This window comes from Amycolatopsis sp. cmx-4-54, assembly GCF_046548895.1.
Taxonomy (GTDB): Bacteria; Actinomycetota; Actinomycetes; order Mycobacteriales; family Pseudonocardiaceae; genus Amycolatopsis.
Genome location: NZ_JAEBEJ010000002.1, coordinates 263,512 through 287,498, shown reverse-complemented (window position 1 = coordinate 287,498; position 23,987 = coordinate 263,512). Strand labels below are relative to the sequence as shown.

General features: G+C 68.6%; 23 protein-coding genes. 12 read left to right on the top strand and 11 right to left on the bottom strand.

Translation table 11 applies throughout. From position 1 onward, the window contains the following. Positions 1-136 precede the first annotated feature (136 nt). Entirely contained in the window at positions 137-781 is a 645-nt protein-coding gene (locus tag ACLJQ7_RS06595; RefSeq protein ID WP_410647247.1) for a TetR family transcriptional regulator, read from the bottom strand. A 126-nt stretch (positions 782-907) separates the two neighbouring features. On the opposite strand from ACLJQ7_RS06595, the gene ACLJQ7_RS06590 reads away from it, so the two are divergent. Both ACLJQ7_RS06590 and ACLJQ7_RS06585 read left to right on the top strand, forming a co-directional pair. Beyond that, complete coding sequence (locus ACLJQ7_RS06590; RefSeq protein WP_410647246.1) at positions 908-2,230, top strand: GH1 family beta-glucosidase; 1,323 nt, start codon at positions 908-910, stop codon at positions 2,228-2,230. Beyond that, positions 2,223-3,479, top strand: coding sequence for an MFS transporter (locus tag ACLJQ7_RS06585; protein WP_410647245.1), 1,257 nt, complete (start codon positions 2,223-2,225; stop codon positions 3,477-3,479). Before ACLJQ7_RS06590 ends, ACLJQ7_RS06585 begins: the two co-directional genes overlap by 8 nt. A 314-nt stretch (positions 3,480-3,793) precedes the next feature. Here the strand turns inward: ACLJQ7_RS06585 and ACLJQ7_RS06580 are convergent, their stop codons facing one another. Together ACLJQ7_RS06580 and ACLJQ7_RS06575 are read right to left on the bottom strand one after the other, a co-directional pair. Continuing rightward, positions 3,794-4,192 carry a hypothetical protein gene (locus ACLJQ7_RS06580; protein ID WP_410647244.1) on the bottom strand — a complete coding sequence of 133 codons (399 nt, stop codon included), beginning with the start codon at positions 4,190-4,192 and terminating at the stop codon, positions 3,794-3,796. A 13-nt stretch (positions 4,193-4,205) separates the two neighbouring features. Next, positions 4,206-4,580 (bottom strand): hypothetical protein, encoded by a 375-nt coding sequence (locus ACLJQ7_RS06575; protein WP_016330535.1) that lies wholly within the window; start codon positions 4,578-4,580, stop codon positions 4,206-4,208. Between the two features lie 421 nt (positions 4,581-5,001). Here ACLJQ7_RS06575 and ACLJQ7_RS06570 point away from each other — a divergent pair, with 421 nt between their 5' ends. Both ACLJQ7_RS06570 and ACLJQ7_RS06565 read left to right on the top strand, forming a co-directional pair. Further along, positions 5,002-6,309: a helix-turn-helix domain-containing protein gene (locus ACLJQ7_RS06570; RefSeq protein WP_410647853.1), complete on the top strand. Its 1,308-nt coding sequence runs from the start codon at positions 5,002-5,004 to the stop codon at positions 6,307-6,309. Beyond that, positions 6,269-7,207, top strand: a complete 939-nt coding sequence (locus ACLJQ7_RS06565) for a phosphotransferase family protein (protein WP_410647243.1) — start codon at positions 6,269-6,271, stop codon at positions 7,205-7,207. Before ACLJQ7_RS06570 ends, ACLJQ7_RS06565 begins: the two co-directional genes overlap by 41 nt. A 212-nt stretch (positions 7,208-7,419) precedes the next feature. Here ACLJQ7_RS06565 and ACLJQ7_RS06560 read toward each other — a convergent pair whose 3' ends face one another. Beyond that, positions 7,420-9,429, bottom strand: coding sequence for a tetratricopeptide repeat protein (locus tag ACLJQ7_RS06560; RefSeq protein ID WP_410647242.1), 2,010 nt, complete (start codon positions 9,427-9,429; stop codon positions 7,420-7,422). 278 nt (positions 9,430-9,707) lie between these two features. Between ACLJQ7_RS06560 and ACLJQ7_RS06555 the strand changes: the two genes are divergently transcribed. Then, positions 9,708-10,274: a dihydrofolate reductase family protein gene (locus ACLJQ7_RS06555; RefSeq protein WP_410647241.1), complete on the top strand. Its 567-nt coding sequence runs from the start codon at positions 9,708-9,710 to the stop codon at positions 10,272-10,274. Positions 10,275-10,335: 61 nt separating this feature from the next. Here ACLJQ7_RS06555 and ACLJQ7_RS06550 read toward each other — a convergent pair whose 3' ends face one another. The 4 genes from ACLJQ7_RS06550 to ACLJQ7_RS06535 all read right to left on the bottom strand — a co-directional run bounded on the left by ACLJQ7_RS06550 (position 10,336) and on the right by ACLJQ7_RS06535 (position 13,313). Further along, on the bottom strand, positions 10,336-11,367 hold the full coding sequence (locus tag ACLJQ7_RS06550) for a copper resistance D family protein (protein ID WP_410647240.1): 1,032 nt from the start codon (positions 11,365-11,367) through the stop codon (positions 10,336-10,338). Beyond that, positions 11,364-11,927, bottom strand: a complete 564-nt coding sequence (locus ACLJQ7_RS06545) for a copper resistance protein CopC (protein WP_410647239.1) — start codon at positions 11,925-11,927, stop codon at positions 11,364-11,366. Before ACLJQ7_RS06545 ends, ACLJQ7_RS06550 begins: the two co-directional genes overlap by 4 nt. Next, a complete protein-coding gene (locus ACLJQ7_RS06540) occupies positions 11,928-12,707 on the bottom strand; it encodes a YcnI family protein (RefSeq protein WP_410647238.1) in 780 nt (259 codons plus the stop codon). It lies immediately after the preceding gene. A 114-nt stretch (positions 12,708-12,821) separates the two neighbouring features. Next, positions 12,822-13,313 (bottom strand): hypothetical protein, encoded by a 492-nt coding sequence (locus ACLJQ7_RS06535; protein WP_410647852.1) that lies wholly within the window; start codon positions 13,311-13,313, stop codon positions 12,822-12,824. A gap of 301 nt (positions 13,314-13,614) precedes the next feature. On the opposite strand from ACLJQ7_RS06535, the gene ACLJQ7_RS06530 reads away from it, so the two are divergent. Genes ACLJQ7_RS06530 through ACLJQ7_RS06515 form a run of 4 tightly spaced genes read left to right on the top strand, consistent with a single transcriptional unit; the run spans position 13,615 to position 17,170 of the window. Next, entirely contained in the window at positions 13,615-14,262 is a 648-nt protein-coding gene (locus ACLJQ7_RS06530; RefSeq protein WP_410647237.1) for an ABC transporter permease, read from the top strand. Next, positions 14,249-15,433, top strand: a complete 1,185-nt coding sequence (locus tag ACLJQ7_RS06525) for an ABC transporter ATP-binding protein (protein ID WP_410647236.1) — start codon at positions 14,249-14,251, stop codon at positions 15,431-15,433. The genes ACLJQ7_RS06530 and ACLJQ7_RS06525 overlap by 14 nt, the downstream gene beginning before the upstream one ends. Continuing rightward, positions 15,430-16,209 carry an ABC transporter permease gene (locus ACLJQ7_RS06520; protein ID WP_410647235.1) on the top strand — a complete coding sequence of 260 codons (780 nt, stop codon included), beginning with the start codon at positions 15,430-15,432 and terminating at the stop codon, positions 16,207-16,209. The genes ACLJQ7_RS06525 and ACLJQ7_RS06520 overlap by 4 nt, the downstream gene beginning before the upstream one ends. Position 16,210: 1 nt before the next feature. Beyond that, positions 16,211-17,170, top strand: coding sequence for a glycine betaine ABC transporter substrate-binding protein (locus ACLJQ7_RS06515; RefSeq protein WP_410647234.1), 960 nt, complete (start codon positions 16,211-16,213; stop codon positions 17,168-17,170). A gap of 333 nt (positions 17,171-17,503) precedes the next feature. On the opposite strand, the gene ACLJQ7_RS06510 is transcribed toward ACLJQ7_RS06515, so the two are convergent. Further along, a complete protein-coding gene (locus tag ACLJQ7_RS06510) occupies positions 17,504-17,968 on the bottom strand; it encodes a DUF6474 family protein (protein WP_410647233.1) in 465 nt (154 codons plus the stop codon). 90 nt (positions 17,969-18,058) lie between these two features. Here ACLJQ7_RS06510 and ACLJQ7_RS06505 point away from each other — a divergent pair, with 90 nt between their 5' ends. Further along, positions 18,059-19,705, top strand: coding sequence for a TM0106 family RecB-like putative nuclease (locus ACLJQ7_RS06505; protein ID WP_410647232.1), 1,647 nt, complete (start codon positions 18,059-18,061; stop codon positions 19,703-19,705). A 93-nt stretch (positions 19,706-19,798) separates the two neighbouring features. Here the strand turns inward: ACLJQ7_RS06505 and ACLJQ7_RS06500 are convergent, their stop codons facing one another. Then, positions 19,799-20,557 carry an SDR family NAD(P)-dependent oxidoreductase gene (locus tag ACLJQ7_RS06500; protein WP_410647231.1) on the bottom strand — a complete coding sequence of 253 codons (759 nt, stop codon included), beginning with the start codon at positions 20,555-20,557 and terminating at the stop codon, positions 19,799-19,801. Between the two features lie 158 nt (positions 20,558-20,715). Between ACLJQ7_RS06500 and ACLJQ7_RS06495 the strand changes: the two genes are divergently transcribed. Then, the gene (locus ACLJQ7_RS06495; RefSeq protein ID WP_410647230.1) at positions 20,716-22,026 is read left to right on the top strand and encodes a UDP-glucose dehydrogenase family protein; all 1,311 of its coding nucleotides are present in this window, start codon (positions 20,716-20,718) and stop codon (positions 22,024-22,026) included. Positions 22,027-22,092: 66 nt separating this feature from the next. On the opposite strand, the gene ACLJQ7_RS06490 is transcribed toward ACLJQ7_RS06495, so the two are convergent. Then, a complete protein-coding gene (locus ACLJQ7_RS06490; RefSeq protein ID WP_410647229.1) occupies positions 22,093-22,671 on the bottom strand; it encodes a TetR/AcrR family transcriptional regulator in 579 nt (192 codons plus the stop codon). A gap of 113 nt (positions 22,672-22,784) precedes the next feature. Between ACLJQ7_RS06490 and ACLJQ7_RS06485 the strand changes: the two genes are divergently transcribed. After that, a complete protein-coding gene (locus tag ACLJQ7_RS06485) occupies positions 22,785-23,978 on the top strand; it encodes an FAD-dependent monooxygenase (RefSeq protein WP_410647228.1) in 1,194 nt (397 codons plus the stop codon). Positions 23,979-23,987 lie beyond the last annotated feature (9 nt).

Below are 23,987 nucleotides of genomic sequence, written 5' to 3'. Positions count from 1 at the left end.
AGTGGGGCGCGTGAAGGCCCCCTTGCCTCGGCTGAGCTGAGGGAAGGGGACCTTCACGTCATGAGGGTCGTCCACAGTGGACTGACGTGGGCTGAAGGCGTCCTTCAGCACCAAGGCGGGGCGACCGAAAAAACTCTCAGGCCTCGCCGAACTTGCTCGCCAGATACCCCTTCACCACGGACTTCGCCTCCGCCACGATCCGCTCGTCCCCTCGCGGGTCCCGCCGGAAGGCCAGCTTCAGCAGAGCGTCCGCGGTCTCGTTGGCGATCGTCAGCGCGAACCGGATGTCGTCGAGCGGCGACTGGATCCGCGCCGAAAGCACGTCGGTGAGCGCGTCGACGATGACGGCGTTGTTGTCGCGGGTCTCGTCCAGGAGCTGCCGGTCGACGACGTCACCGAAGTGGACCTTCGAGAAACCGGGAACCTCGCGGTGCATCGCGAGGTAGATGTCGAGGATCGAGTCCACGACGTCCCACCAGTGTTCGGGCGCGAGCTCGTTCAGTGTTTCCGACACCGCGGCGACGAACCGTTCGAGGTTCCGCTGCGTCAGCGCCTGGACTACGGCCCGCTTGTCGGGGAAGAACTGGTACAGCGAACCGACGGCCACGCCGGCGCGCTTCGCGATCAGCGTGGTCGTCAACGCGTCGTAACCGAGCTCGTCGATCAGCTGGGCGCTGGCGTCGAGCATTTGCTCCACCCGCTTGGCGCTGCGCTGCTGGACGGGTTGCCGCCGGAGCGGAGTGGTCTCCGCTTGCGGTTTCGCGGCCTGGATGTCGGACACTCGGGCTCCTCCTTCGCTGATCTGCGACTTTATCGTGCCGACAGGGTTCCCCCCGGTCGAGTGAAGGCATAGTATCTGAGAACTTTTCATGTTCGGCCGAGTCTGAAGAGGAAAGGTGTGCCGCCGGTGGAGAATCCGACCTTCCCGTCCGAATTCCTGTGGGGTGTTTCGACCTCCGCCTTCCAGATCGAGGGGGCGACCGGGGAGGGCGGCCGAGGACAGTCCATTTGGGACACTTTCACCGAAACGGAGGGAAAGATCGCGCGGGCTGAGCACGCCAAGGTAGCCGCCGATCACTTCCACCGCTACTCCGAGGACATCGCGCTGATGGCCGAACTCGGCGTCGGCGCCTACCGCATGTCCTTCGCCTGGCCAAGGATCCAGCCCGACGGCAGCGGCAAACCCAACCCCGAAGGCCTTGCCTTCTATGACAAATTGCTCGATGAAGTCTGCGCCGCCGGCATCGCGCCGACCGGGACGCTGTTCCACTGGGACCTCCCGCAAGCGCTCGAGGACAAGGGCGGCTGGCTCTTCCGTGATACCGCCGAACGCTTCGGGGAGTACGCCGCCATCGTGGGCGAACGGTTCTCCGATCGGGTGAAAATGTGGATCCCGCTCAACGAGCCCATGGTCATGTCGATCTTCGGCTACGCGATCGGCGAGTACGCGCCCGGCAAGACACTCCTGCTCGACGCCCTGCCCACCGCGCACTACCAGAATCTCGCGCACGGTCTCGCGGTCCAAGCGCTGCGCGCGGCCGGGGCGAGCAGCGTCGGCACGGCCAACAATCATTCGCCGATCTGGCCCGCCTCCGATTCACCGGAAGACAAGGCCGCGGGCGAATGGATCGACGCCCTCATCAACCGCACCTACGCGGATCCGGTGCTGCTCGGCCGATATCCCGAACAAGTCGTCGAGCATCTGCCCGAGGGCTTCGCCGATGATCTCCCGACCATCGCGCAGCCGCTCGACTTCTACGGGGTGAATTACTACGAGCCGCAGGGCGTCGCCGCGCCCGGTGAAGGCAACCCGCTGCCCTTCGAGCTTCGCGCGATCGAGGGATATCCCATGACCACCAACGATTCCCCGATCGTGCCGCACGGGCTGCGCGACCTGCTCGTCGGTTTCCACGAGCGCTACCGCGAGCACCTTCCGCCGGTCTACCTCACCGAAAACGGGTGCAGTTTCGACGACGTCGTCACCGAAGACGGGCAAGTCCACGATCAGGAGCGCATCGACTTCCTCGACAGCCACCTCGTCGCGGTGCGGGAGGCGATGGACGCCGGTGTCGACATCCGCGGGTACTTCGTCTGGTCGCTGATGGACAACTTCGAATGGTCGAAGGGCTACCAGCCGCGCTTCGGCCTGGTGCACATCGACTACGAGACGCAGAAGCGCACGCCGAAGGACTCCTTCGGCTGGTACCGGGACCTGATCCGCCATGAGTGAGGTCCGGGAGCTGCCCGAGGCGCTCGCGGAACCGGTCGCCAGGGTCCGCGCGGGCTGGATGAGCCTGCTGTTCTTCGCGAACATCGCCCTCTGGCTCGGCGTGTACGCGCCCATCCAGGTCCTCCTGCCGAAGCAGGCCGAGTTGCTGGACGCGGCCAACAAGGAAGCGGTGTTCAGCCTGGTCACCGGGATCGGCGCGGTCGTCGCGCTGATCGCCAACCCGGCCATCGGCCTGCTCTCGGACCGCACCTGCTCCGCCCGCGGCCGCCGTCATCCGTGGACGGCCGCCGGTGCGGCGGTCGCCGCGGCCGGGCTGCTCGTTCTCGCGTTCGCGCCGAACGTCGCGATCATGGTGCTCGGCTGGTGCCTGGTCCAGGCAGGATTGAACGGGATGCTCGCGATGCTGGTCTCGGCCATCGCGGACCGCGTGCCCGTACCGCAGCGCGCGCAGGTCGGCGGGCTCGTCGGCATCGCCCAGATGCTCGGGACCGTGCTCGGCGCGGTGGTGGTCGTGGTGATGCTCGACCTCGCCGGTCTCCCGCTGGGATACGCGGTGTGCGCGGCCATCGTGCTGGCGGGCGCGGCGGCGTTCGTCCTGCGCACACCGGACGCGCGGCTCCCGGTCGCGTTCCGCCCGTCCGCCCGGACCCGTGACGTGCTGGCGAACCTGTGGATCTCGCCACGCAGGCATCCGGACTTCGCCTGGGCGTGGGGATGTCATTTCATGATCAACCTCGGCAACGCGTTCGGGACGCTGTACCTCTTGTTCTTCTTGAAGGACGCGGTGCACTACGAAGATCCGGACACCGGACTGCTGATCATGATGGGCCTCTACGGTGCCGCGCTCATCGTCGGCGCGCTCATCGCCGGGCACTTCTCCGACAAATCGGGGCGGCGCAAGCCTTACGTCTTCGCCGCGTCCGCGGTGATGGCCGTGGCCGCGCTGCTGCTGGTCGTCTGGCAGAACTGGACGGCCGCCCTCGCGGCGTCACCGTTGCTGGGCATCGGTTTCGGCGCGTACATGGCCGTCGCGCTCGCGATGCTCACGCAGGTGCTGCCCGCCGCGCAGGACCGGGCGAAGGACCTCGGGGTCATCAACATCGCGAACTCGCTGCCGCAGGTGGTGGCGCCGATGCTGACCGCGCCGATCCTGGCCTACCTGGGCGGATACTCGAGCCTCTTCGCGGCTTCGGCGCTGTCCACCGTCATCGCCGCGGTGCTGGTCACGTGGGTGAAAACGGTCAGCTGACAGGAAAATTGGAGACCGCGGACCGGTGCCGGTCGGGGGAGGGGAGTGCAACGGCACCGGCCCGCGGGGTTCGGGGATGGCAGCGCGCCCCGGGGCAGGTATCGCGCTGCGTTTGTGATCATCAACCTAGCGACCGATTAGTACCTTCGCTAGGTGTTCTGCCGATAATTTTCGATTAATCGCGGTGGGGACCGGAGTGATTACCGAGAGCGGCTCGTCGCGTTCGGGGGTACGCGCGAACCGCCGCCGGCGAAGGCGAGATCGTGGCGTGGTTGCCGAGGGGGCGCTCGGACCGCCGTTCACTCGCCGGTCTTTCAAGCTGTGATGGGACGACGCGGGTTGATCAGCGCGTGCCTGCCGGTGGTTTCGGCAGGGCTCACGCGGCTCTGCCCGGGAACGCGGCGCCGGCGGTCCTGGGAGGCCGCGGTCTGCTGGGGGGCGAGACCGCCGGCGACCAGGTGCTCGTGCGCGACCTGCCATACCGAGCAGGGGGCCTTGCACCTGTGCCAGCGGGTCGAGCAGGTGGGGCAGTCCCCGCGCTCGTCGGGCTCGTGCGCCAGGAGCATCGCGCGCCAGCCTTCGGTCAGGCGGGGGAGCTCCGAGCGGGCGACCGAGACGAGCGACTGCGCGTCGGCCCGGGTCGCGAGATCGGAGAGCATGTCGAGGCGTTCCCAAACCGCGTTGCGGAGAACTTGCCCTAGGACCTGATCCACGGAGAACTCACCGTTACCTTTCCGCCATCTTGGCGGCTTCGTTGAGCGCTGCCCTGAGCTGGCCGAGCTGGCCGGACGTCAGGCGCGCGGTCTCTCCTGGCGGCGAGACGAGAACCACCTGGTTGTCTTCGACGAACACGGTGACGGCGCGTTCACGGCTGATGAGATCGCCGCACTGCACCCGCCAGACCAGCTGTCCGCCTTCGTAACGGCGCACACTCGCGGTACGGGGGTCGACCGGGGCGGAAGGGGAGACCGGACGGTTGGCGCCGGGGGCGACGGCGACCGTCTGCTGACCGGCCGGGCCGGCCGCACGCAGGTGGCGCGTGGCCATACCGGGCCGACCCGCGGTGATGGAGCCTGTTGCGATCGAGTCCACGAACTCCACTGGCTCTTCTCCGCTCTCTCGTTCCACGTCGTCTTCGTTTCCGCGTGTCCGCACCTTTAGGGGGTTCGGAACTTGGTAGCTCTCTGTGATCGCGCCCGGTGGCCGGTCGGTCACGGAGATCTGACAACTACAGTGATGTGAAACCGAGTGCGATAGAAGGTCGAACCGCCGTCATAGCGGTGACCGGACGGGGTTTCACGGTAAGCGGTCAAACGACTTCTGCCGGGCCGATCACGCGGGCGATCCGGTGTTTCGCACGGTTGAATAGGTGTGCCTACGCTGTTTCTCGACCCCAACGGAACTGTGAGGGGGCGCAATGGACGCCAGTATCGGTGGCGGCGCTGTCGCCGGCTCGGACGCTGCAAGCGGTTCGGGTCGCCAGAGTCACCCCGTGCCACCGGATGCCTGGGAGCAGCCGGAGATGCGAGCCGCACTGGCCACACGGGAGATCTCGTCGGTGTACCGGCTGTTGCGCAAGCACGGTGTTTCGCAGCGTCAGATCGCCGCGATGACCGGCCAGTCGCAGTCCGAGGTGTCCGAGATCCTCAAGGGTCGCCAGGTGATGGCGTACGACGTGCTCACCCGCATCGCTGACGGCCTTGGTGTCCCCCGGGGATACATGGGTCTCGCCTATGACGAGGCGACAGCGATAAAGGTCGTCGGCGCTGCCGACGGCCAGCAGGCGGAGGAGGACGAGTCCGTGAAGCGACGGAGGTTCCTCGCGCACGCCGCCCAGGTCACGATGGGTGCGGCGGTGTTCGGTCCGGAATCGGGCACGTGGTCGGCGGGCCCCGCGAAGACGCCCGCCCCCGGGCGGATCGGCATGACGGACGTCCGCCAGGTGGAAGCCGCGACCAGAGCGCTCCGCTCCCTCGACTACCAGTACGGCGGCGGTTTCTGCCGCGACGCCGTGGTCGCCCAGCTGTCCTGGGGACAGCAGATGCTCGAGTCCAACGGCACCGAGATGGTCAAGAGCCGGCTGTACGTCGCGCTCGCCGACCTGCACAGCCTGGCGGGCTGGACCTCCTTCGACACCGGTCTCATGGATTCCGCCCGCGGCCATTTCGCGAATGCACTGGACCTGGCCAAACAGGGTGACAGTCACCCGCTGGTGGCCAACGTGCTGTACCGGATGGGCCGGGTCTACCTGCACAACGACGCGCCCAACGACGCGTTGAAACTGTTCCAGCTCGGCCAGATCGCCGCCCAGGAATCGGGCTCCGAGCTGGCGGTCGCCGTGCTCTGCGCCAACGAGGCGTGGGCCTACGCGATGATGGGCAACGAGGAGCAGGCCTCGAAGCTGCTCGGCCGGAGCAAGGACGAGTTCGCCCGGGCCGATCTGGCCGAGGCCGAGTCCTGGGTCAAGTTCTTCACCGAGACCGACGTCTACGCCATGATCGGCACCGTGCACACCGTGCTCGCCGAGAAGAACGCCGAGCACACCAAGTACGCGATCCCGGCGCTGACCAAGGCCGTCGAGGCCTACACCGACGACATGGCCCGCAGCAAGACGTTCATGCTCAGCGCCCTGGCGACGAACCACCTGCTCGAAGGCGATCTCGACCACGGCGCGAAGGTGGGTTCGAAGGCCATCGACTGCGCCGAAGGCATCAAGTCGGAGCGGGTGAAGGACCGGATGCGGCCACTGCAGGTCGAGGCGGAACGCCGCCGGAACAACGCCGACGCCCGTGACCTCGCCGACCGCCTCAACTCCTTCTACGCCGCCTGAGCCGACCGGCCCGGGCGGCCGGTTCACGCCCGCCATCCTGCGCGACGCCCTCGGGCGGACGTGCGATCTGCTGGGTGTCGACCCCGAAGGCGCCCGCCTGCTGAGGTTCACCAACAACGCCGTCTACGAGCTGGCGAGCGCGCCGTTCGTCGTCCGGATCGTCGGTTCCACCCGGCTGCGGCATCGCGTCGGCACGGTCGTGCGGGTCGCGCGGCATTTCGAACGGCACGACGTGCCCGCCATCCGCCTCGTGGCCGGCATCGACCAGCCCTTGCCGGTCGGCGGACATCTCGTGACGGTCTGGTGGAAGGTGCCGGGGACCGGCCGGAAGGCGAAGGCGGACGACCTCGCCGCCCTGCTGCGCCGGGTCCACGCGCTCCCGCCGCCCGAGGGGCTCGCCGAATGGGCGCCGTTCGCCGCGGTCCGCGCCCGGGTTTCGGACGCGGAGGAGCTGGACGACGGCGACCGGCGGTTCCTGCTCGAACGCTGCGCCGAGGTCGAGGCCGCGCTCGCGGACCTCGACTTCCCCCTGCCCCGTGGCCTCGTCCACGGGGACGCGCACACCGGGAATGTGATCCCCGGACCGGACGGTCCGGTGCTGTGCGATTTCGATTCGTCCTGTGTCGGGCCGCCGGAATGGGATCTGACACCGCTCGCCGTCGGCCGTGAACGGTTCGGTGATCCACCCGCCCGCTATCGCGTGTTCGCGCAGCGGTACGGATTCGACGTGACCACCTGGTCCGGGTTCTCGGTACTGCGTGCCATCCGTGAACTGAAGCTCACGACCAGTGTTCTGCCGATTCTCCGCAGTCATCCCAGCGTGCGGGATGAACTGCGGAAACGGTTGAACGATCTCCGGAACGGGCGCACCGGGGCACGCTGGAACCGGTATCGGTGACTCACCCGGGAACGGTATCTGCACGTGCATTCGCCGACGGCGAATGACCGTTCGTCGCTTGTCCGAATTCGCCGATCAAACGGTGACGAATTCGCCCGGGCTGATCACTTCTCTCGGCCCAATGCTCCCCCGAATGTGCAACTTGCAACTACGCTGTGTTATTCGGTGCGGCGAGTTCACCCGGTCGCCGGGTACCGATCGGTGCCGTCGGATCAGAGCTGTTCCAGTCGTGTGCGCAGAGCGTCAGCCTCCGGGCGGCCGAGGCCGACGAGGATGGGCAACGCCCGGTCGTAGAACCGCCTCGCCTCGTCGGTGTTCCCTTCCGCCTCGGCGACCTCGCCGGAGGCGGACAGCGCCCTGGCGACCTCGAACCGCGACCCGCTGGCCTCCATGGTGGCGAGCGAAGCTTCGAGTTCGGTCCGCGCGGCCGCGAGATCCCCGGCCGCGGTGAGGGCACGGCCGAGTTCGGTCCGGGCGCGGGCCACGTTGTAGGGATCGGCGGCCAGTTCCTCGCGAGCGCGGGTGAGGTGCTCGATCGCGGGTTCGGCCCGGCCGGCCCGGAGCTGGGTCGAGCCGAGGTTGATCAGCGCGAGCCCGATGTCGTGCGTCCGGTTCTGCGCTTCGCTCAGCCGGTGGTCTTCGGTGAACCAGCGGACCGCGTCATCGAGCCTGCCCTGCGCCAGCGCGACCAGGCCGAGCCCTTCCACCGACCGGATCTCGACGATCTCGTTCCCGGCCTTCCGCGCGGCTTCGCGGCCGGCCTCGTAATGCGCGACGGCTTCGTCGTACCGGCCGGTGCCGCGGCAGGCGGCGCCGCTGCGGTTGTGCATCAGGGCCTCGGCGGAGGCGTTGCCCCACGCCCGCGCGCATCGCACGCCGGCCTGGCTCACCTTCAGGAAGTCCGGATAGTGCTTGCGCAGCAGGAAGAGCGGCCACATCGCGGCGGCGAGCTGCCAGCCGAGTTCCGGCAGCTGCCCCGTTTCGGCGGTCTCGACCGCGGCGATGAGGTTCTCGCGTTCCCGTTCGAGCCAGGCGAGTTCTTCTTCGGCGGACTCGAACGACACCGGCGTCGGCGGCCGGTATTCGTACCGGTACGGGATCGGGTCCTGGTCGGGAACCGTCATCGCGGTGGTCCTGGAAGCCGTGTGCAGATACCACTCGAGCATGCGGCGCACCGCGATGTCGCGGTCGTACTCGTTGCTCGCCGTCTTCTCCTTGGCGTGCAGCCGCGCGAGGTCGTGGAAGGTGTACCGGTCATCGCCTCGGTCGATCAGCAGGCCGACGTCGACGAGCTGGTCCAGCAGGTCGTCGGCGACCTCTTCGCGGACGGCGATCGACGCGGCGGCCACGCCGACGCCGAAGTCGGGCCCGGGATGCAGGCCGAGCGCCGCGTACAGCGCGGCCGCGTCCGAGGGGAGTTCGTCGTAGGAGAGGTTGAAGCTGGCTTCCACCGATTGCGCCTCTTTCGTCGAGAGCGTGGCCAGTCGACGATATTCCTTCCCCAGCTCGGTGGCGATCTTCTCCAGCGACATCTTCGGCCGCCCCGCGAGCTTGGCGCTGACCGTGGTGAGGGCGATCGGGAGGCCCCCGCACAGGTCGGCGATGGCCCGCGCCTGCGCGGCTTCGGCGCCGACCCGCTCCGCGCCGACAGCGCGTCCCAGCAGTTCGGCGCTGTGGGCGGAACCGAAGGGGGCCAGCTCGACCAGCCGCGCGCGATGTTCGGTCTGGAGCCTGCCCAGCCGGCGCCTCGACGTCACGATCACGAGGCTTTCGCCGCCGGCGGGCAGCAGCGGCAAGACCTGTTCGGTCGAACCCGCGTTGTCGAGCAGTACGAGCAACGGCAGTTCGGCGGTCGTCGTGCGGTAGAGCGCGGTGAGCTCCTCGACGTCCGCGGGCAGCCCTTCCGGCGGAACGCCCAACGCCCGGAGGAACCGGCCGAGCGCTTCGCTCGCGGAGAGCGGGCCGTTGGCGCTGAAGCCGCCGAGATCCGCCCAGAGGTGCCCGTCGGGGAACCGGTCGCCGAGGTGCCGGGCCCACGCGGTGGCCAGCGCCGTCTTCCCGATCCCGCCCTGACCGCTGATCAGGTGCACCGCCGGTCCGTCGGTGCCGTCCCGCGCCAGAAGGTTTTCGAGCAGCGTGAGCTCGGCCGTGCGGTTGGTGAAATGCGCGGGGGCGGGCGGGAGCTGACGCGGCCCCGAACTCACCTGTCTGGTGAGTTTCACCGCCGATCGCTGGCGCGGTACCTGTGGCGTGCTGACTTCGCTTTCACCCGGAAACGGGCCGCCCATCTACCATCCCCTCTTCGGGTTAACCCCAGCGAACGCGTAGAGCATCGCGGCGTAGGTCCGATGAGGACAGCGAAACCGGGCAAATGCGGCCGGATGGAGCAAGGTGTGTAACAGCTCGCGAAAAATTCGCGCCCACGATGTCGAGACCGGCCCGACGGCTTCGTCCCCGGGGCGGACGCGGCCGGAGTGGCCGCGCGAACCGGAGGACGGACATGCGCAAGCTCATCGTTCAGCAGTGGGTCACCGTCGACAACATCGCCGCGGAGGAGGACGGCGGCCTGAGCTTCGTGCCGGGAGAGCCTTTCTCCGAGAAGACCGAGCCGGCGTTCAAGGCGAGCGTGATGGGGTTCATCGATTCGGTCGACACGATGATCCTGGGCGCGAACACCTACGCCATGGCCAAGGACTACTGGCCCCACGCCGAAGAGCAGGGCGAGTACGGCGAGAAGGTCAACGACCTCACCAAGTTCGTCGCCTCGTCCGAGCTGGAGGACGCCCCTTGGGGTGGTTTCCCCGCCGCGACCGTGACGCGCGACCCGGCCGCCACCGTCCGGGAGCTCAAGGAACAGAGCGGCAAGGACATCTGGCTGTGGGGGAGCCTGACCCTGATGCGGTCGCTGCTGGACGCGGGCGTCGTCGACGAGATCCGGATGATGGTCTGCCCGGTGTCACTCGGCAAGGGGACCCGGATGTTCCAGGACCGGCGGGACCTGAAGCCGATCGAGGCCACGGCGTTCGAGAACGGCGTCGTGATCCTGCGGTACGCGGTGGAGAACTAGGAGTAAGGCGAATCCGACACGAACCCGGGCTCACGGGGGTCGCGGCGAACTGACAGTCGAACTAGGTCGTCGGCACGACCGGGGCTCGCGTGAGGACGACGGCGAAGCCGAACGCGAGCCCCATCACGGTCAGTTCCAGCGTCGCCCACGCGGCCAGCGCCGTCCGGTTGTGCCGGATGATCCGGGGAATCAGCTTCCAGCGCGTGTACGCGCCGAGTCCCGCGATCACGCCGGTGCACAACAGCTTCAGCAGCACCAGCTGCCCGTACGGTGTGGTGAAGACGCCTTCCCAGAAGCCGAGCGACGGGTTGAGCGAGATCTCGATCAGCCCGTTGAACAGTCCGGTCGCCGCGCCGAGGATCAGGCACAGCGTCGCGAGTTTGGAGAACCGCGGCAGGGCGTGCGCCAGCAGCGTCCGGTTCCCGACGAGCAGCACCGCCATCGCGCCGAGCCCGCCGGTCCAGGCGACGGCGCTCATCACGTGCAGTTCCATCGAGATCATCGTGTAGTCGTGGTAGTTCCAGTTCGACGCGTGCCCGGTGACCGGCAGCGGCAGCAGCGCGAACAGGCCGAGGCCCACGCGGACCTCGGCGGGCACCTTCTCGCCGTGTTTCAGGGTGAGGACGCCGAGTCCCGCGTGCAGCAGGGCCAGCACCGCCACGATCAGCAGCGCCTTCCCGGCGCCGACGTCGGCGATGTAGCTGCCGACGTCCGACATCGACAGCGTGCTGGAACCCGGGCGGTACTCGGCGGTCTGCAGGATCAGCGCGACGAGCGCGGTGGTCGCCCAGACCAGCGCGGCCGCGACGCTCGCGGGCCGCGCGATCCGCATGATCGGCTCGGAAAGCTTCGGCCGGTCGTAGCCGACCAGCACCGAAAGCAGCGCCAGCCCGATCGTGGCGACCGCCGAGATGTCCAGCAGCACCCGCACGATCGGGATCGAGACCGAGACCACCTCGCTGACCTGCGCGACCCCGGGGACCGGGGCGGTGGCCGTCAGCGCGACGCCGATCAGGGCGCCGACGATGCCCGCCGTCACCACGCAGAACAGGACGGCGACGCGGGCACGCGAGGTGGTCTCGGCCTGGGTCATGAGCCGCTCTTCTCCTTGTCACCCGCGCCGGTGCGCAGCGCGACGGTCAGCCCGACGGCGAGCAGTACGACGGCGCCCGCGATCCACACCCAGATCGGCACGCCGGACGAGCCTTCGCCGCCGGTCGCCGGCGTCGTCTCGGCCTGGCCCGCGTTGCTGCGCGCGGCGTCGGCGCTCGCCGGGGTCCCGGTGCCCGCGGCGGTGAGGGTGAACGGCACCTCTCCGGTCACGGCGTGCCCGTCCGCGGACAGGATCCGGTAACCGATCTTGTACTCGCCCGCCGGGCCGAGCGGCCGCAGCGGCACGGTCACGACGCTGTCGCGGACCTCGACCTGACCTTCGGCCCACTGGCCGCCGCCCGGTCCGATGACCGCGATCTGGTTGACGTTCGCGTTCTGGACGTACTGGTCGAACGTGAGCGTGATCTTCGCGGGCCCGGCGGCGATCGAAGTGCCCTTCGCCGGGTCCGAGGAGATCAGGACGTTGTGCGCCAGGGCCGGGGTGGCGGTGGCGAGCCACGCCACCCCGGTGATCGCCAGCGCGACGATCGCTTTACGCATTTATTCGGTTCCCTCGGTGTTGCTCTTGCTCGAGACGGCGGTGGCGCGACGGGCGCGCAGGGTGGCGCCGGCGCCGGCGCCGGCGCCGAGGCCGAGCGCGCCGACGACCAGGCCGGCGCCGCCGAGCCAGCGGGCGGTGTTGTCGGACGACGAGGACGCGTGCGATTCCCCGGGAGCGGCCTTGGTGTCGGTGCCGTGGCCGCCGCCGTGTCCGTCGGCGCTCTTCTCGGCGAGTTTCACCGTCGGCGCGGGGTGCTCGGGCTCCTCACCGGAGGCCGGGGTCGGCTGGTTCCACTCGACGACCTTGCCGTTCTCGTAGGTCTGGGTGGCGGGGAACTCGATCGTGTCGACGTTGGCCGGGAACTTGCCCGCGCTGATCTGGAACTCCTGGAACTCGGTCGATCCGGCGGCGATCTTGGTGCCGGGCTCCGCGGTCCAGGAGACCTTGGTGACGGCCTCGGTGATCTGCGTACCGGAGTCGGTGGTCACCGGGGCGGGCAGCTTGGACTTGACGACCTCGGCCTTCCAGCCGGGAAGCGGCTTGGCGCGCACGGAGCTGAGCGCGTACTCGGGCTTGAGGGCGATCTCGACCTTGACCGTGCCGGCGTCCTTCTCCTCGTTGGGGACGCGGAAGAAGATCGATCCGTAGCCGCCCTTCGACGGCTGGGGGCCGTAGACGTTGGCGGTGACGTGGGCCGAGGCGATCCCGGCCGAGAGCAGGCCGGCGATCCCGACGGTGGCGGCCAGGAAACCGGCGCGCTTGATGACGTGCTTGGACACGGAGAACTCCTGAACGTGATCGAGCCTGTTGGCGAAGCTGAGGGGCGGGTTCACCACCAGGCACTGTGACGGCGGGTTCGGGGACCTCGCCGGTTAGGGGGATGAGCTGGGGTTTCAGGAGAACAGCGGCGGTCCGCGCCTGCCGTGGACGCGGCGGAGGTCCACGCGGACGAGGTGGCCGGGCCCGGCCGGACGGGCGAGCACCGGGGCCGCGACCGCGGCGGGCACCGGGAGCGCGTTGAGGATGAACGGGACCAGCGCGCGCAGGCAGGAGAGGACGCCGAGCAGCAGTCCGTCGGCCTTGGCCAGCAGCAACGCGGTGATCAGCGTGGCGACGACGTGCGCGACGGTCATCGCGAGGCCGCCCGAGATCGGGGCGGGCTCGTCGTGCACGAGCTCGTGCGTGCTCAGCGAGCTGAGCACGAGGTGCATCACGACCTGACCGGCGCCGAGGTCGACGATGGTGGCCAGCGGCCCGCGCGCCTTCGCGGCGAGCGCGGCGGCGTTCCAGCCGATCAGCACGGTGAGCAACAACGTCATGGCCGTATCGGGGAGGTCGCCGTCGCCGATCAAGTGAGCGGTCACGGCCAGCGCCGCGGAACTCACGCCGAGCAAGCCACCACGCACAGCGCGTAACGCGCTTCGGTGATGGCTGCCTTTACTCACGGGTGAAGGGTATTCGACGCACGTCCGGGCGGTCGACGTCCTCCCGGCTGGTGAGCAGCGGGAAAGACCCTGCTTGCCCCGGCGCGTGCGTTTGCCCATTTAGGCCGAATGGGGAACTGTTGCTGCAAAGAAGCGGTAAACAGGGGTTTGACCGCGCGGCTTTTGGGTAGTCAGGCTCCCGATACAGCTACTCCGAATGGGTGAGGAGTCTCACCAGAGGCGGCGGGAGAACCAGCACGCGATGAATCTCTTCGAGTACATCTCGGATCGGTGGGACAGACTCGCCCTCCAAGGGCTCCTCCATGTCAGCGCGGTCGTGCAGTGCACGATCCTGGCCGCCGTCCTCGGCGTGGTGATCGGCGTCGCCGTCTACCGCAGCCCGATCGGGTCGGCCGTGGCCACGGCGCTGGCGAGCACGATCCTCACCGTCCCCTCTTTCGCCCTCTTGGGGCTTCTCATCCCAGTGTTCGGCCTCGGCGCGAACACCACGGTCATCGCCCTCGTGCTCTACGCGCTGCTGCCGATCGTGCGGAACACGATCGTCGGGCTGAGCGGCGTGGATCCGGCGGTCAGTGACGCGGCGCGCGGGATCGGCATGAGCCGGTTCGGCGTGCTGAGCAAGGTGGAGCTGCGGCTGGCCTGGCCCGCGATCCTCGCCGGGATGCGGGTCGCGACGCAGATGCTCATGGGCATCGCGGTCATCGCGGCCTACGCGAAGGGCCCGGGCCTCGGCTCGGAGGTCTTCTCCGGCCTCACCAACGCGGGGAGCACGAACTCCCTCAACCAGGCACTGACCGGGACGCTCGGGGTGGTCGTCCTCGCGCTGGTCCTCGACGCCGTTTACGTCCTGATCAACCGTTTGACCGTCTCTAGGGGTGTCCGTGGCTGAGTCTCCTGAAACCGTTTCCGGCGTCGAAATCGAGCTGGAAAACGTCACGAAGCGCTACCCCGGCACCCGTGAGCCCGCCGTCGACGACTTCTCGATGGTGGTCCCCGCGGGCAAGATCGTGGTCTTCGTCGGCCCGTCCGGCTGCGGCAAGACCACGACCATGCGGATGATCAACCGGCTGATCGAGCCGACGTCGGGCCGCATCACCATCGGCGGCGACGACGCGCTGAAGCTCGACGTCGACACCCTGCGCCGTCGCATCGGCTACGCGATCCAGCAGGCCGGGCTGTTCCCGCATTTCACCGTCGCGCAGAACATCGCCGTGGTGCCGGGGCTGCTCGGCTGGGACAAGAAGAAGGTCAATGACCGGGTCGAGGAGATGATGGACCTGGTCGGGCTCGACCCGGCCGATTTCCGCGACCGGTTCCCGCGTCAGCTGTCCGGTGGACAGCAGCAGCGCGTCGGTGTCGCGCGGGCGCTCGCGGCGGACCCGCCGGTGCTCCTGATGGACGAACCGTTCGGCGCGGTCGACCCGATCACCCGCGGCAACCTGCAGGACGAACTGCTGCGGCTCCAGACCGAGCTGAAGAAGACGATCGTCTTCGTCACCCACGACTTCGACGAGGCCGTGAAACTCGGCGACAAGATCGCGGTACTCGGCAACCAGTCGAAGATCCTCCAGTACGACACCCCGGACGCGATCCTCGCGAACCCGGCCGACGACACCGTCGCCGGTTTCGTCGGCGCCGGTGCCTCGCTGAAGCAGCTGACGCTGCTGCGGGTCCGCGACGTCGAGCTGAAGCAGGACGCGCTGACGGCGACGGTGAGCGAGGCGCCGTCCGATGTGCGCGAGAAGCTGACTCAGCAGCGGAAGCATTTCGTGCTGGTGCTCGACCAGCGCCGCCGTCCGATGCGGTGGGTGCACGTCCGCGAGCTGACGGCGGCGACGTCGCTGGCCACCGCGGGCAAACCGCTGCGCGACTCGGTCAGTCTCCAGTCGACCCTGCAGGACGCGCTCGAAGCCATGCTCGCCGAGGGCGGCAGCGTCCCGGTGACCGGCGCGCGCGGCGAGTACGCCGGGACGATCGAGCTCGACACCGTCATCTCGACGATCCAGCAGCTGCGCGAGGAGCACTCCGACGACAGCCCGGCGGAAGGTGTGACCGCATGACGGCCGCCGTCGATACCGGGTTCTCCACCGAGTCCTCGTCGAAAAGCGCCGAACGGGTCCGGTTGTTCGCCCAGCCCGCCGTGGTGCTGCTGATCGTCGCCGGGGTGCTGATCTGGGTCTTCGCCGGTGATCTCACCGCGACGGAGAAGGAAACCCTCAACGCCGCCGGGCTGCTGGCCGCGCTGCGCGACCACCTGGCGATGACCGTCGTGGTCACCGCGATCGTGGTCGCCGTGGCGGTGCCGCTCGGCGTGCTCGTCACGCGGCCGTGGGCGAGATGGGCGGCGCCGGTCTTCCTGGCGGTCGCGAACATCGGCCAGGCCGCGCCCGCGCTCGGTGTGCTGGTGCTGTGGTTCATCGTCACCGGCGCGACCGGTGGGCTGTGGGTCGCGGCGCTGCCGTTGGCGTTCTACTCGCTGCTTCCGGTGCTGCGGAACACGATGGTCGGCCTGCAGCAGGTCGAGCCTTCGCTGATCGACGCCGGCCGCGGGATCGGCATGTCGGCCTCCGGCGTGCTGTGGCGGGTGGAGTTCCCGCTGGCCATCCCGCTGATCCTGGCCGGTCTGCGGACCTCGCTGGTGCTGGCCGTCGGCACGGCGACCTTCGGCATGTTCGTCAACGCCGGCGGTTTCGGCCTGCTCATCGACACCGGCTACAAGCTCAACCTGACGAAGGTGCTGATCACCGGCTCGGTGCTCGCCGTCGCACTGGCGCTGCTGGTGGACTGGCTCGGCGCGGTGGCGGAACAGTTCTTCGGACCGAAGGGACTGCGCTGACATGCGACTCAAGGCGATCTTCGGTGCGGTCCTGTTGTGCGGCACGCTTTCCGCGTGCGGGCTCGAGGTCAACACCGCGCTCCCGTACAAGATCGAACCTGGCTCGATCCAGCCCATCGAGTCGCTCAAGGGCGTCACGGTGACGGTGGGGTCGAAGGACTTCACCGAGAACATCATCCTGGGCTACATGGCCGAGATGGCGCTTTCCGCGGCGGGCGCGGACGTCGTCGACCTGACCGACATCAAGGGCTCGAACTCGTCGCGGCAGGCGCTGCTCGCCGGCCAGACCGACGTCACGTGGGAGTACACCGGCACCGGCTGGATCAACTACCAGGGCAACGAACTCCCCGTCCCCGGCGGGGAACAAGCCCAGTACGAAGCCACGAAGGCGGCGGACGAGGCGAAGTTCGGCGTCACCTGGCTGAACTACTCGCCGCTCAACGACCAGTACGCCTTCGCGGTCACCGAGGCCTACGGCGCGGCGAACAACCTGAAGACGACGTCGGATCTGGCGGCGTTCCTCAAGCGGAAGCCAGACCAGAACGTGTTCTGCCTGGAGACGGAATTCACCAGCCGTCAGGACGGTTTCCCCGCCGCCGTGCGCGCGTACGGGTTCCAGAACCCGGTGATCAAGAACTTCGGCATCGGCACGATCTACTCGGCCGTGGCGAGCGGGACCTGCCCGATCGGCGAGATCTTCACGACCGACGGCCGGATCGCCGGGCTGAACCTTCGCGTCCTCGAAGACGACAAGAAGGCGTTCCCGCAGTACAACGCGGTGCCGACGCTGCGGACGGAATTCCTGAAGCAGCACCCGGAAATCCGCGGGCCGCTCGAAGCGGTCGCCGCGGCGATCGACAACGAGCAGATGATCGAGCTGTGCAAGCAGGTCGACGTCGACGGCCGTGACCAGGGCGAGGTCGCCTACGAGTGGATGAAGAAGAAGGGCTTTATTTCTTGATCGAGCGCTGACGAAAAGCGCGCCGAAGGGGCGCCGTGCCGCTTGCCACTCGCGTTGGGAGCGGAGGGCGCCCCTTCATCGCGTTTTCGTGGGCCTTCGGCCCGAAAGAGGGCGCTCGACGGTGAAGTCTCCGTCGGGCGCGGGGCGCCCTTGGGGAGACCTCTGGGCTGAGTTCGGCCGCCGTCACTGCCGCTTCGGACCGTGCCCGCTTCGGACCGTGCCCCTCCCGGGCCGTGCCCCCTCCCGCCTCGCGCGTGAGATGAAAGCGTCCTTCATAGCAAAATTTGCTATGAAGGACGCTTTCATTGCACTTGAGGGCTCCGAAGCGGCGGCTTAGATGCCCAGCCGGTGCAGCAGCTTTCCCTCCAGCTGGTCCAGCTCCCCGGCCACGGCCCGGTGCGCCGCCTTCCGCCGCGCGGCAGGCATCCGCTCCGAAGCGCGGACGGTCGCCGAAAGCTGCTCCAGCGTCCCTTGCGTGTCCTTCGCGAAGGCCGCGTCGGCGTCTGTCGCCTTCGCGGACCTCTTCAGCTCCGCGAGCCCCTGCGTCAGCCCCGCGATCCGCGCGTGCAGCGCGGCACCGCGTCCGCTGTACTCGCCGAGCTGGTCGACGGCGACGCCGAGCTTCTTCGCTTGATAACGGTCGTACAGCTCTCGCGCGGCACCCGCCGCTCGAACGGCGTACGGCGCGATCACCGGCAGTACGGCCGGTCCGAGCACTTTGGCCACCGCGACGGCGTTCTTCGCCTTCTTCTGGGTAAACCTGCCTTCGCCCTCGACGGCTTTGGCCTTACGCGCCATGGCACCTCCCACGCTGTGTCACTGACGAACTTACTGGTCCCCGATGTGGCGGGCATGTCGGCTTGCCGGACGCCTTCTAGAGTGTTGTCTGTGAGTAACGAGGTGCTACTGGACGCGGGAGCGGTGAGCCGCTGCCGGCGTCGCGTGCACCTGGAACACGATCCGGCGATGCGCGAGGTCCCGCTCGCCCCGCCCGACCCCGCCGCGCAGCAGCGGATCGCCGACGCGTCAGCGCATCGCGAGGCGATCGCGCAGCGCCTCATGGACGCGACAGGACCCGACGCGACCTGGGTCAAGATCCCCCGAGACCTCCCTGCCGCGGAGCGCGTGCAGCTCACCGAAGAGGCCTTCGCGGCCGAAGCGCGCTACATCTGGGGCGCGCTGCTCCCGGTCGATCGTGCCGGTCACCGGCGCGGTGGCTCCGAACTCCTGGTCCACACTGGTGACGGATACGTGCCGGTGCTCGTTGTGCGGCACCGCATCACCGATCGCGGCGCGGGCGCGCCGACCACGGTGATGACCGACCTCGACCCGGCGAACCGGGTGCCCGACCCGGCGCGAAAGGTCCGCTCGCAGCCGCGGGACCAGATGCGGCTCGCGCACCTCTACCGGATGCTCGAAGCGCTCGGAAAGCACGAAGGACACCGTGCCGTCGGCGGCGTCATCGGGCTCGACGCGGACGTCGTCGTCTGGCACGACCTGTCCGCGGCCACCTGGCCGGGCGGCCGAAGCGCGCTGACGGAGTACCAGACCCGCTTCGCCGACAGGCTCGCCATCGCGAGCGCCGCCGCCGAGGGCGAGGAGCCGCTCGCCGAGCCGTCCCGCGTCCTCGAATGCCGTCGCTGCCCGTGGTGGCCGACGTGCGAGGTCGTGCTCACCGAGACCCGCGACGTCAGCCTGGTCGTCCGCGGCGAAGACGCGATGGAACTGCGCCGCGCCGGGGTGTCCACAGTGGACAAGCTGGCCGCGCTCGATCCGGCCGACGAACCGCCGCCGATGAACTGGACCGGCGGCACGTTCGCCGACGCGATCATCCTCGCGCGCGCCTGGCTCGCCGATCTCACGATGGTCCGCAAGGTCGACCGCGTCGAGGTCCCGCGCGGGGACGTCGAGGTCGACGTCGACATGGAGAGCTTCGGCGATTCCGGCGCGTACCTGTGGGGTTCGCTGCTGACGGGCGCCGACATCGGAATGGAGCGGGGTTATCGCGCGTTCGCGACGTGGGAGCCGCTGCCGACCGCGGACGAGGCCCGGTCGTTCGCCGAGTTCTGGGCCTGGTTCACCGAAGTCCGCGAGCGCACACTCGCCGCGGGCCTGACCTTCCGCGCCTACTGCTACAACGCGCTCGCCGAGAACCGCTGGCTCTTCGGCTCCGCCGACCGGTTCGGCGAGTATCCCGGCGTTCCGAAGAAGGCCGAGATAGCGTCCTTTGTGGACTCCGAGGAATGGATCGATCTCTTCCGCAGCGTCACCGACCAGTTCCTCTGCTCGCAGGGCAAGGGCCTCAAGGTGATCGCGCCCGTCGCCGGATTCGCCTGGCGCGACCCGGAAGCGGGCGGCGAGGCGTCGATGCGGTGGTACCGCGACGCCGTCGGCATGGACGGCGGAATCCCGGACGCCGCCCAGCGGGAGCGCCTGCTGCGCTACAACGAGGACGACGTCCTGGCGACGCACGCGCTGCGCAACTGGATGACCGACCACGCGCAGACGTCCGTGCCGTACATGAACGACCTCTGATCACCCGATCGCCGGAAACCTGAACTGCCATGAAGGACTCCTTCATCGCAAAATTTGCGATGAAGGAGTCCTTCATGGCACGTGAGGGAGGGGTCAGCGAGGGGCCATGCGCAGCGAGCCGTCCATCCGGATGACCTCGCCGTTCAGGTAGTCGTGGTCGATCAGCGACAGCGCGAGCTGCGCGTACTCGTCCGGCCGCGCGAGCCGCTTGGGGAACGGCACGCCCTCGGCCAGCGAAGCGCGGAACTCCTCGCTCACCGTCGCCAGCATCGGGGTGTCGACGATGCCCGGCGCGATGGTCAGCACGCGGATGCCGTGCGACGCGAGGTCGCGCGCGGCGGGCAGGGTCATCCCGACGATGCCGCCCTTGGACGACGAGTACGCGACCTGCCCGATCTGACCGTCGAAGGCGGCGACCGACGCGGTGTTGATGATGACGCCGCGCGCGTTGTCGGCCAGCGGCTCGGTCTTGGCGATGGCCTCGGCGGCCAGCGTCAGCACGGTGAAGGAGCCGATCAGGTTGATCTGGACGACCTTCGCGTACAGGGCGAGGTCGTGCGGGCCCTTCTTCGAAAGGATCCGCGCGGACGGCCCGATCCCGGCGCAGTTCACCACGGTCCGCAGCGGCACCCCGGACTCGGCGGCGGTCGCGACCGCGGCCCGCACCTGCTCCGGGTCCGTCACGTCGGCTTCGACGTAGGTGACGTTCTCGACCTGCTCGGCGTTCTCGATGGCACCGGCGAGGTCCAGCGCGAAGACCCGCGCGCCCTTCGCGGCGAGCGCCTTCGCGGTCGCACCGCCGAGCCCGGACGCGCCACCCGTGACCAGCGCCGCGGTATCGGTGATCTGCATGTTCTCCCTTTCGTCGGCAACCGTTCATAGGTTAACGCTCGTTCGCATCGGGCCCAGGTGGGATGGCTCACTCCGGTGCGCAGCATGTCGTGAGGAGTATTCGGACCTGAAGCATTCCGTTCGCTCGGAGGTCAACTCCGGCTGTCACCTTCAGCAGCATGAGCGCTGCTCGGATCGTGGTGGTGGGGACCGGTTACGTCGGATTGACCACGGGAGCCTGCTTGGCAGGCCTGGGGCATCGAGTCACTTGCGTCGATGTCGACCAGGCGAAGGTCGCAAGGCTCTCCGCCGGACGCGTGGACATCCTGGAGCCGGGATTGTCCGAACTGGTGTCGAGGGGGCTGACCAGCGGAAGACTCGAATTCGTGGTCGGCGCGCGCGACGCCGTTCGCGACGCGGAGGCCGTTTTCCTTTGCGTGCCGACGCCGATGGGCGCGGGCGGCTCGGCGGACCTGCGGGCCGTCGAGGCCGTGACCACCGAGATCGGCGACGTCATCCCGCCGGGGTGCGCGCTGATCACCAAATCGACCGTTCCGGTGGGGACGTCGAAGCGCATCCAGGCGATGCTCGGCCGCACGGACGTGCCGGTCGTGTCGAACCCGGAGTTCCTGCGTGAGGGCACCGCGGTGGAGGACTTCCTCGGCCCCGACCGGATCGTCGTCGGTTCGGACGACGCCGCGGCCGCCCGCTGGGTCGGCGATCTCTACGCCGACCTCGCCGCCCCGGTCGTCGTCGCCGACGCGGCCAGCGCGGAACTGGTGAAGTACGCGGCGAACTGCTTCCTCGCGATGAAACTGTCCTATGTGAACTCGATCGCCGAACTGTGCGAACGTCTCGGCGCGGACATCGACCTGGTCACCGAAGGCATGGGCTACGACCGGCGCATCGGCCGCTCGTTCCTCAAACCCGGCCCCGGCTGGGGCGGCTCGTGCCTGCCGAAGGACACCAGCGCGCTGGTCCGCGTCGCCGAGTCGGTGCAGTACGACTTCACGCTGCTCACCGCGGCGATCGAGGAGAACATCGCCCAGCGGGACCGGATCGTCGCGAAGATCGCGGGCGCGGTCGGCGGCACGCTGGCCGGTTCGCGGATCGGTGTCCTCGGGCTGGCGTTCAAAGCCGGGACGAACGACCTGCGCGACTCGCCCGCCCTCGCGGTCGCTTCCGTGCTGGGCGCGCTCGGCGCGGAACTGACCGCCTACGACCCCGCCGTCGGCGGCCACATCGACGGCATGACCGTGGTCGACGACCCGTATCAGGTCGCGAAGGCGGCCGACGCCGTCGTCGTGCTGACGGAATGGGACGAGTTCAAGCGGCTCGACTGGACCTACATGGCTGAGCAGATGGACGGCGACTCGGTCGTCGACACACGCAATCTCCTTGACCCGCAACGGATCCTGGACGCCGGCCTGTCGTGGCAGGGCGTCGGGCGGCCGCGCGCGGCGCTGCGGCGGAAGGTCGCCGTCTCCTGACCCACCTGCCTCCCGCGGGTGCGATGAAAGGTCCTTTCCTTGCGAAATTTGCAAGGAAAGGACCTTTCATCGCACGAGGGAGACGAGATTCATCAGCCCGTCCACGACCTCCTCGGCCGTCGGGCCGTTCTCCGGGTCGAGCATGTGCTGGAGCATCACGCCCGAGTTCAGGGCCGTGGCCACCGCGCCGATCCGCCGCTCATCCGCCTCGGTCAGGGTGTCCTCGTCGATCCCGAGGAGGTCCGCCGCCATTCCCCGGCGGCCCTCGCGTTGCGCGGCGGCGAGCTGTTTCCGCAGCTCGGGATGATGCTCGGACTGCACGAACGCCTCGATCGAGGCGATCCACAGCTGCCGGTTGCGCCCGTATGAGTCGATCATCGCGCGCCAGGACGCCGCGTACTGCTCCGAGCGCGACGCATCGGGGTCGACGGCGCTCCGCATCTCGCCCTGGATCTCCCGGCCCCAGTCGTCCATCGCCTGCGAGAACGCCGTCAGCAGGAGGGCTTCGCGCGAGCCGAAGTGGTAGCCGATCGCCGCGTGGCTGACCCCGGCCGCCGTCGCGATGTCCCGCACCGTCGTGCGTGACCAGCCCTTTTCCTTCAAGCACTGGATGGCGCCCGCCATCAGGTCCTCGCGATTACCCATGCCCGAGATCCTAGACCACGCGGTTTATCCATTTGGTTTAACCAAGCGGATTGACCAAGCGTGCAAATCTGCCGTACGGTCGTTCCCATCACCTCGAACCCCAGGGAGCAGCCATGAAGACCACCGTTCTGATCTCCGGCGCCGGCATCGCGGGCCCGGCCCTCGCCTTCTGGCTGCGGAAGCGCGGATTCGCGCCGACCGTCGTCGAACGCGCCCCGGCCCTGCGTGAAGGCGGCAGCGCGGTCGATTTCCGAGGCGAGCAGATGACCCTGCTGGAGCGCATGGGAATCCTCGAGGACATTCGCGCCAAGGAGACCGCGATGGGCGAGCAGGTCATCGTCGACGGGCGAGGCAGAAAGGTCGCGCAGATGCCGTCGGTCTTCTTCAGCGGCGAAGTCGAGATCGAGCGCGGAGATCTGACTCGCATCCTCTACGACCACACGAAAGACGACGTCGAGTACGTCTTCGGTGACTGGATCACCGGCCTGGGCGAGGTCGCGGACGGTGTCGACGTCAGTTTCGCCCATGGCGAGCAGCGCAGATTCGACCTGGTCGTCGGCGCCGACGGGATGCACTCGGGCGTGCGGCGGCTGACGTTCGGCGACGAAGAGCGATTCCGCACCGACCTCGGCTTCCACACCGCGGCCTTCACCGTGCCGAACCACCTCGGCCTCGACCATGTCGGCCAGATCTGCAGCGTTCCCGGCCGGACGGTCATGGTCGCCAGCGGTCGTGACCGTGCGGCGCTCAACGTGAGTCTTGTCTTCGCGTCGGAGTCGCTGGAGGTACGTCGCCGCGATGCCGAAACGCAGAAGAAGGTCCTTGTCGAGCGCTACGCCGACTTCGGCTGGGAAGCCCCGACGCTGCTTGAATGCCTTGGCGACGTCGATGCGCTGTACTTCGATTCGCTCAGCCAGATCCATCTCGGCAAGTGGTCACAGGGCCGGGTCGTGCTGCTCGGTGACGCGGCCTGGTGCGCGGGTCCGGGCGGTTCGGGTACCGGGCTCGCGATGACGGGCGCGTACATCCTGGCCGGGGAACTCGCCGCCGCGCATGGCGACCACGAAGCCGCTTTCGCGCGCTACGAGGAGAAAATGCGTGGGCCGGTGAAAGTCTCGCAGAAGCAGGCGGCCGGGATCGGCACGTTCCTCGCGCCGAAGACGCGGTTCCTGGTCGGCTACCGGAACGTCCTGTACCGGGTGCTGGGTTCGCGGCCGATGACCAAGGTGTTCACGTGGATCACCTCGCGGGCGGCGAACGCGGTGACGCTGGAAAACTATGACGCCCCGGTGGCCGCGCGGGGCTAGTTTCGGTGG

Excerpts from the sequence above, each read along its gene's own strand:
- ACLJQ7_RS06585 (WP_410647245.1), top strand. The coding sequence starts at position 2,223 with ATGAGTGAGGTCCGGGAGCTGCCCGAGGCGCTCGCGGAACCGGTCGCC.
- ACLJQ7_RS06570 (WP_410647853.1), top strand. The coding sequence starts at position 5,002 with ATGCGAGCCGCACTGGCCACACGGGAGATCTCGTCGGTGTACCGGCTG.
- ACLJQ7_RS06555 (WP_410647241.1), top strand. The coding sequence starts at position 9,708 with ATGCGCAAGCTCATCGTTCAGCAGTGGGTCACCGTCGACAACATCGCC.
- ACLJQ7_RS06550 (WP_410647240.1), bottom strand. The coding sequence starts at position 11,367 with ATGACCCAGGCCGAGACCACCTCGCGTGCCCGCGTCGCCGTCCTGTTC.
- ACLJQ7_RS06545 (WP_410647239.1), bottom strand. The coding sequence starts at position 11,927 with ATGCGTAAAGCGATCGTCGCGCTGGCGATCACCGGGGTGGCGTGGCTC.
- ACLJQ7_RS06530 (WP_410647237.1), top strand. The coding sequence starts at position 13,615 with ATGAATCTCTTCGAGTACATCTCGGATCGGTGGGACAGACTCGCCCTC.
- ACLJQ7_RS06520 (WP_410647235.1), top strand. The coding sequence starts at position 15,430 with ATGACGGCCGCCGTCGATACCGGGTTCTCCACCGAGTCCTCGTCGAAA.
- ACLJQ7_RS06515 (WP_410647234.1), top strand. The coding sequence starts at position 16,211 with ATGCGACTCAAGGCGATCTTCGGTGCGGTCCTGTTGTGCGGCACGCTT.
- ACLJQ7_RS06510 (WP_410647233.1), bottom strand. The coding sequence starts at position 17,968 with ATGGCGCGTAAGGCCAAAGCCGTCGAGGGCGAAGGCAGGTTTACCCAG.
- ACLJQ7_RS06500 (WP_410647231.1), bottom strand. The coding sequence starts at position 20,557 with ATGCAGATCACCGATACCGCGGCGCTGGTCACGGGTGGCGCGTCCGGG.
- ACLJQ7_RS06495 (WP_410647230.1), top strand. The coding sequence starts at position 20,716 with ATGAGCGCTGCTCGGATCGTGGTGGTGGGGACCGGTTACGTCGGATTG.
- ACLJQ7_RS06490 (WP_410647229.1), bottom strand. The coding sequence starts at position 22,671 with ATGGGTAATCGCGAGGACCTGATGGCGGGCGCCATCCAGTGCTTGAAG.
- ACLJQ7_RS06485 (WP_410647228.1), top strand. The coding sequence starts at position 22,785 with ATGAAGACCACCGTTCTGATCTCCGGCGCCGGCATCGCGGGCCCGGCC.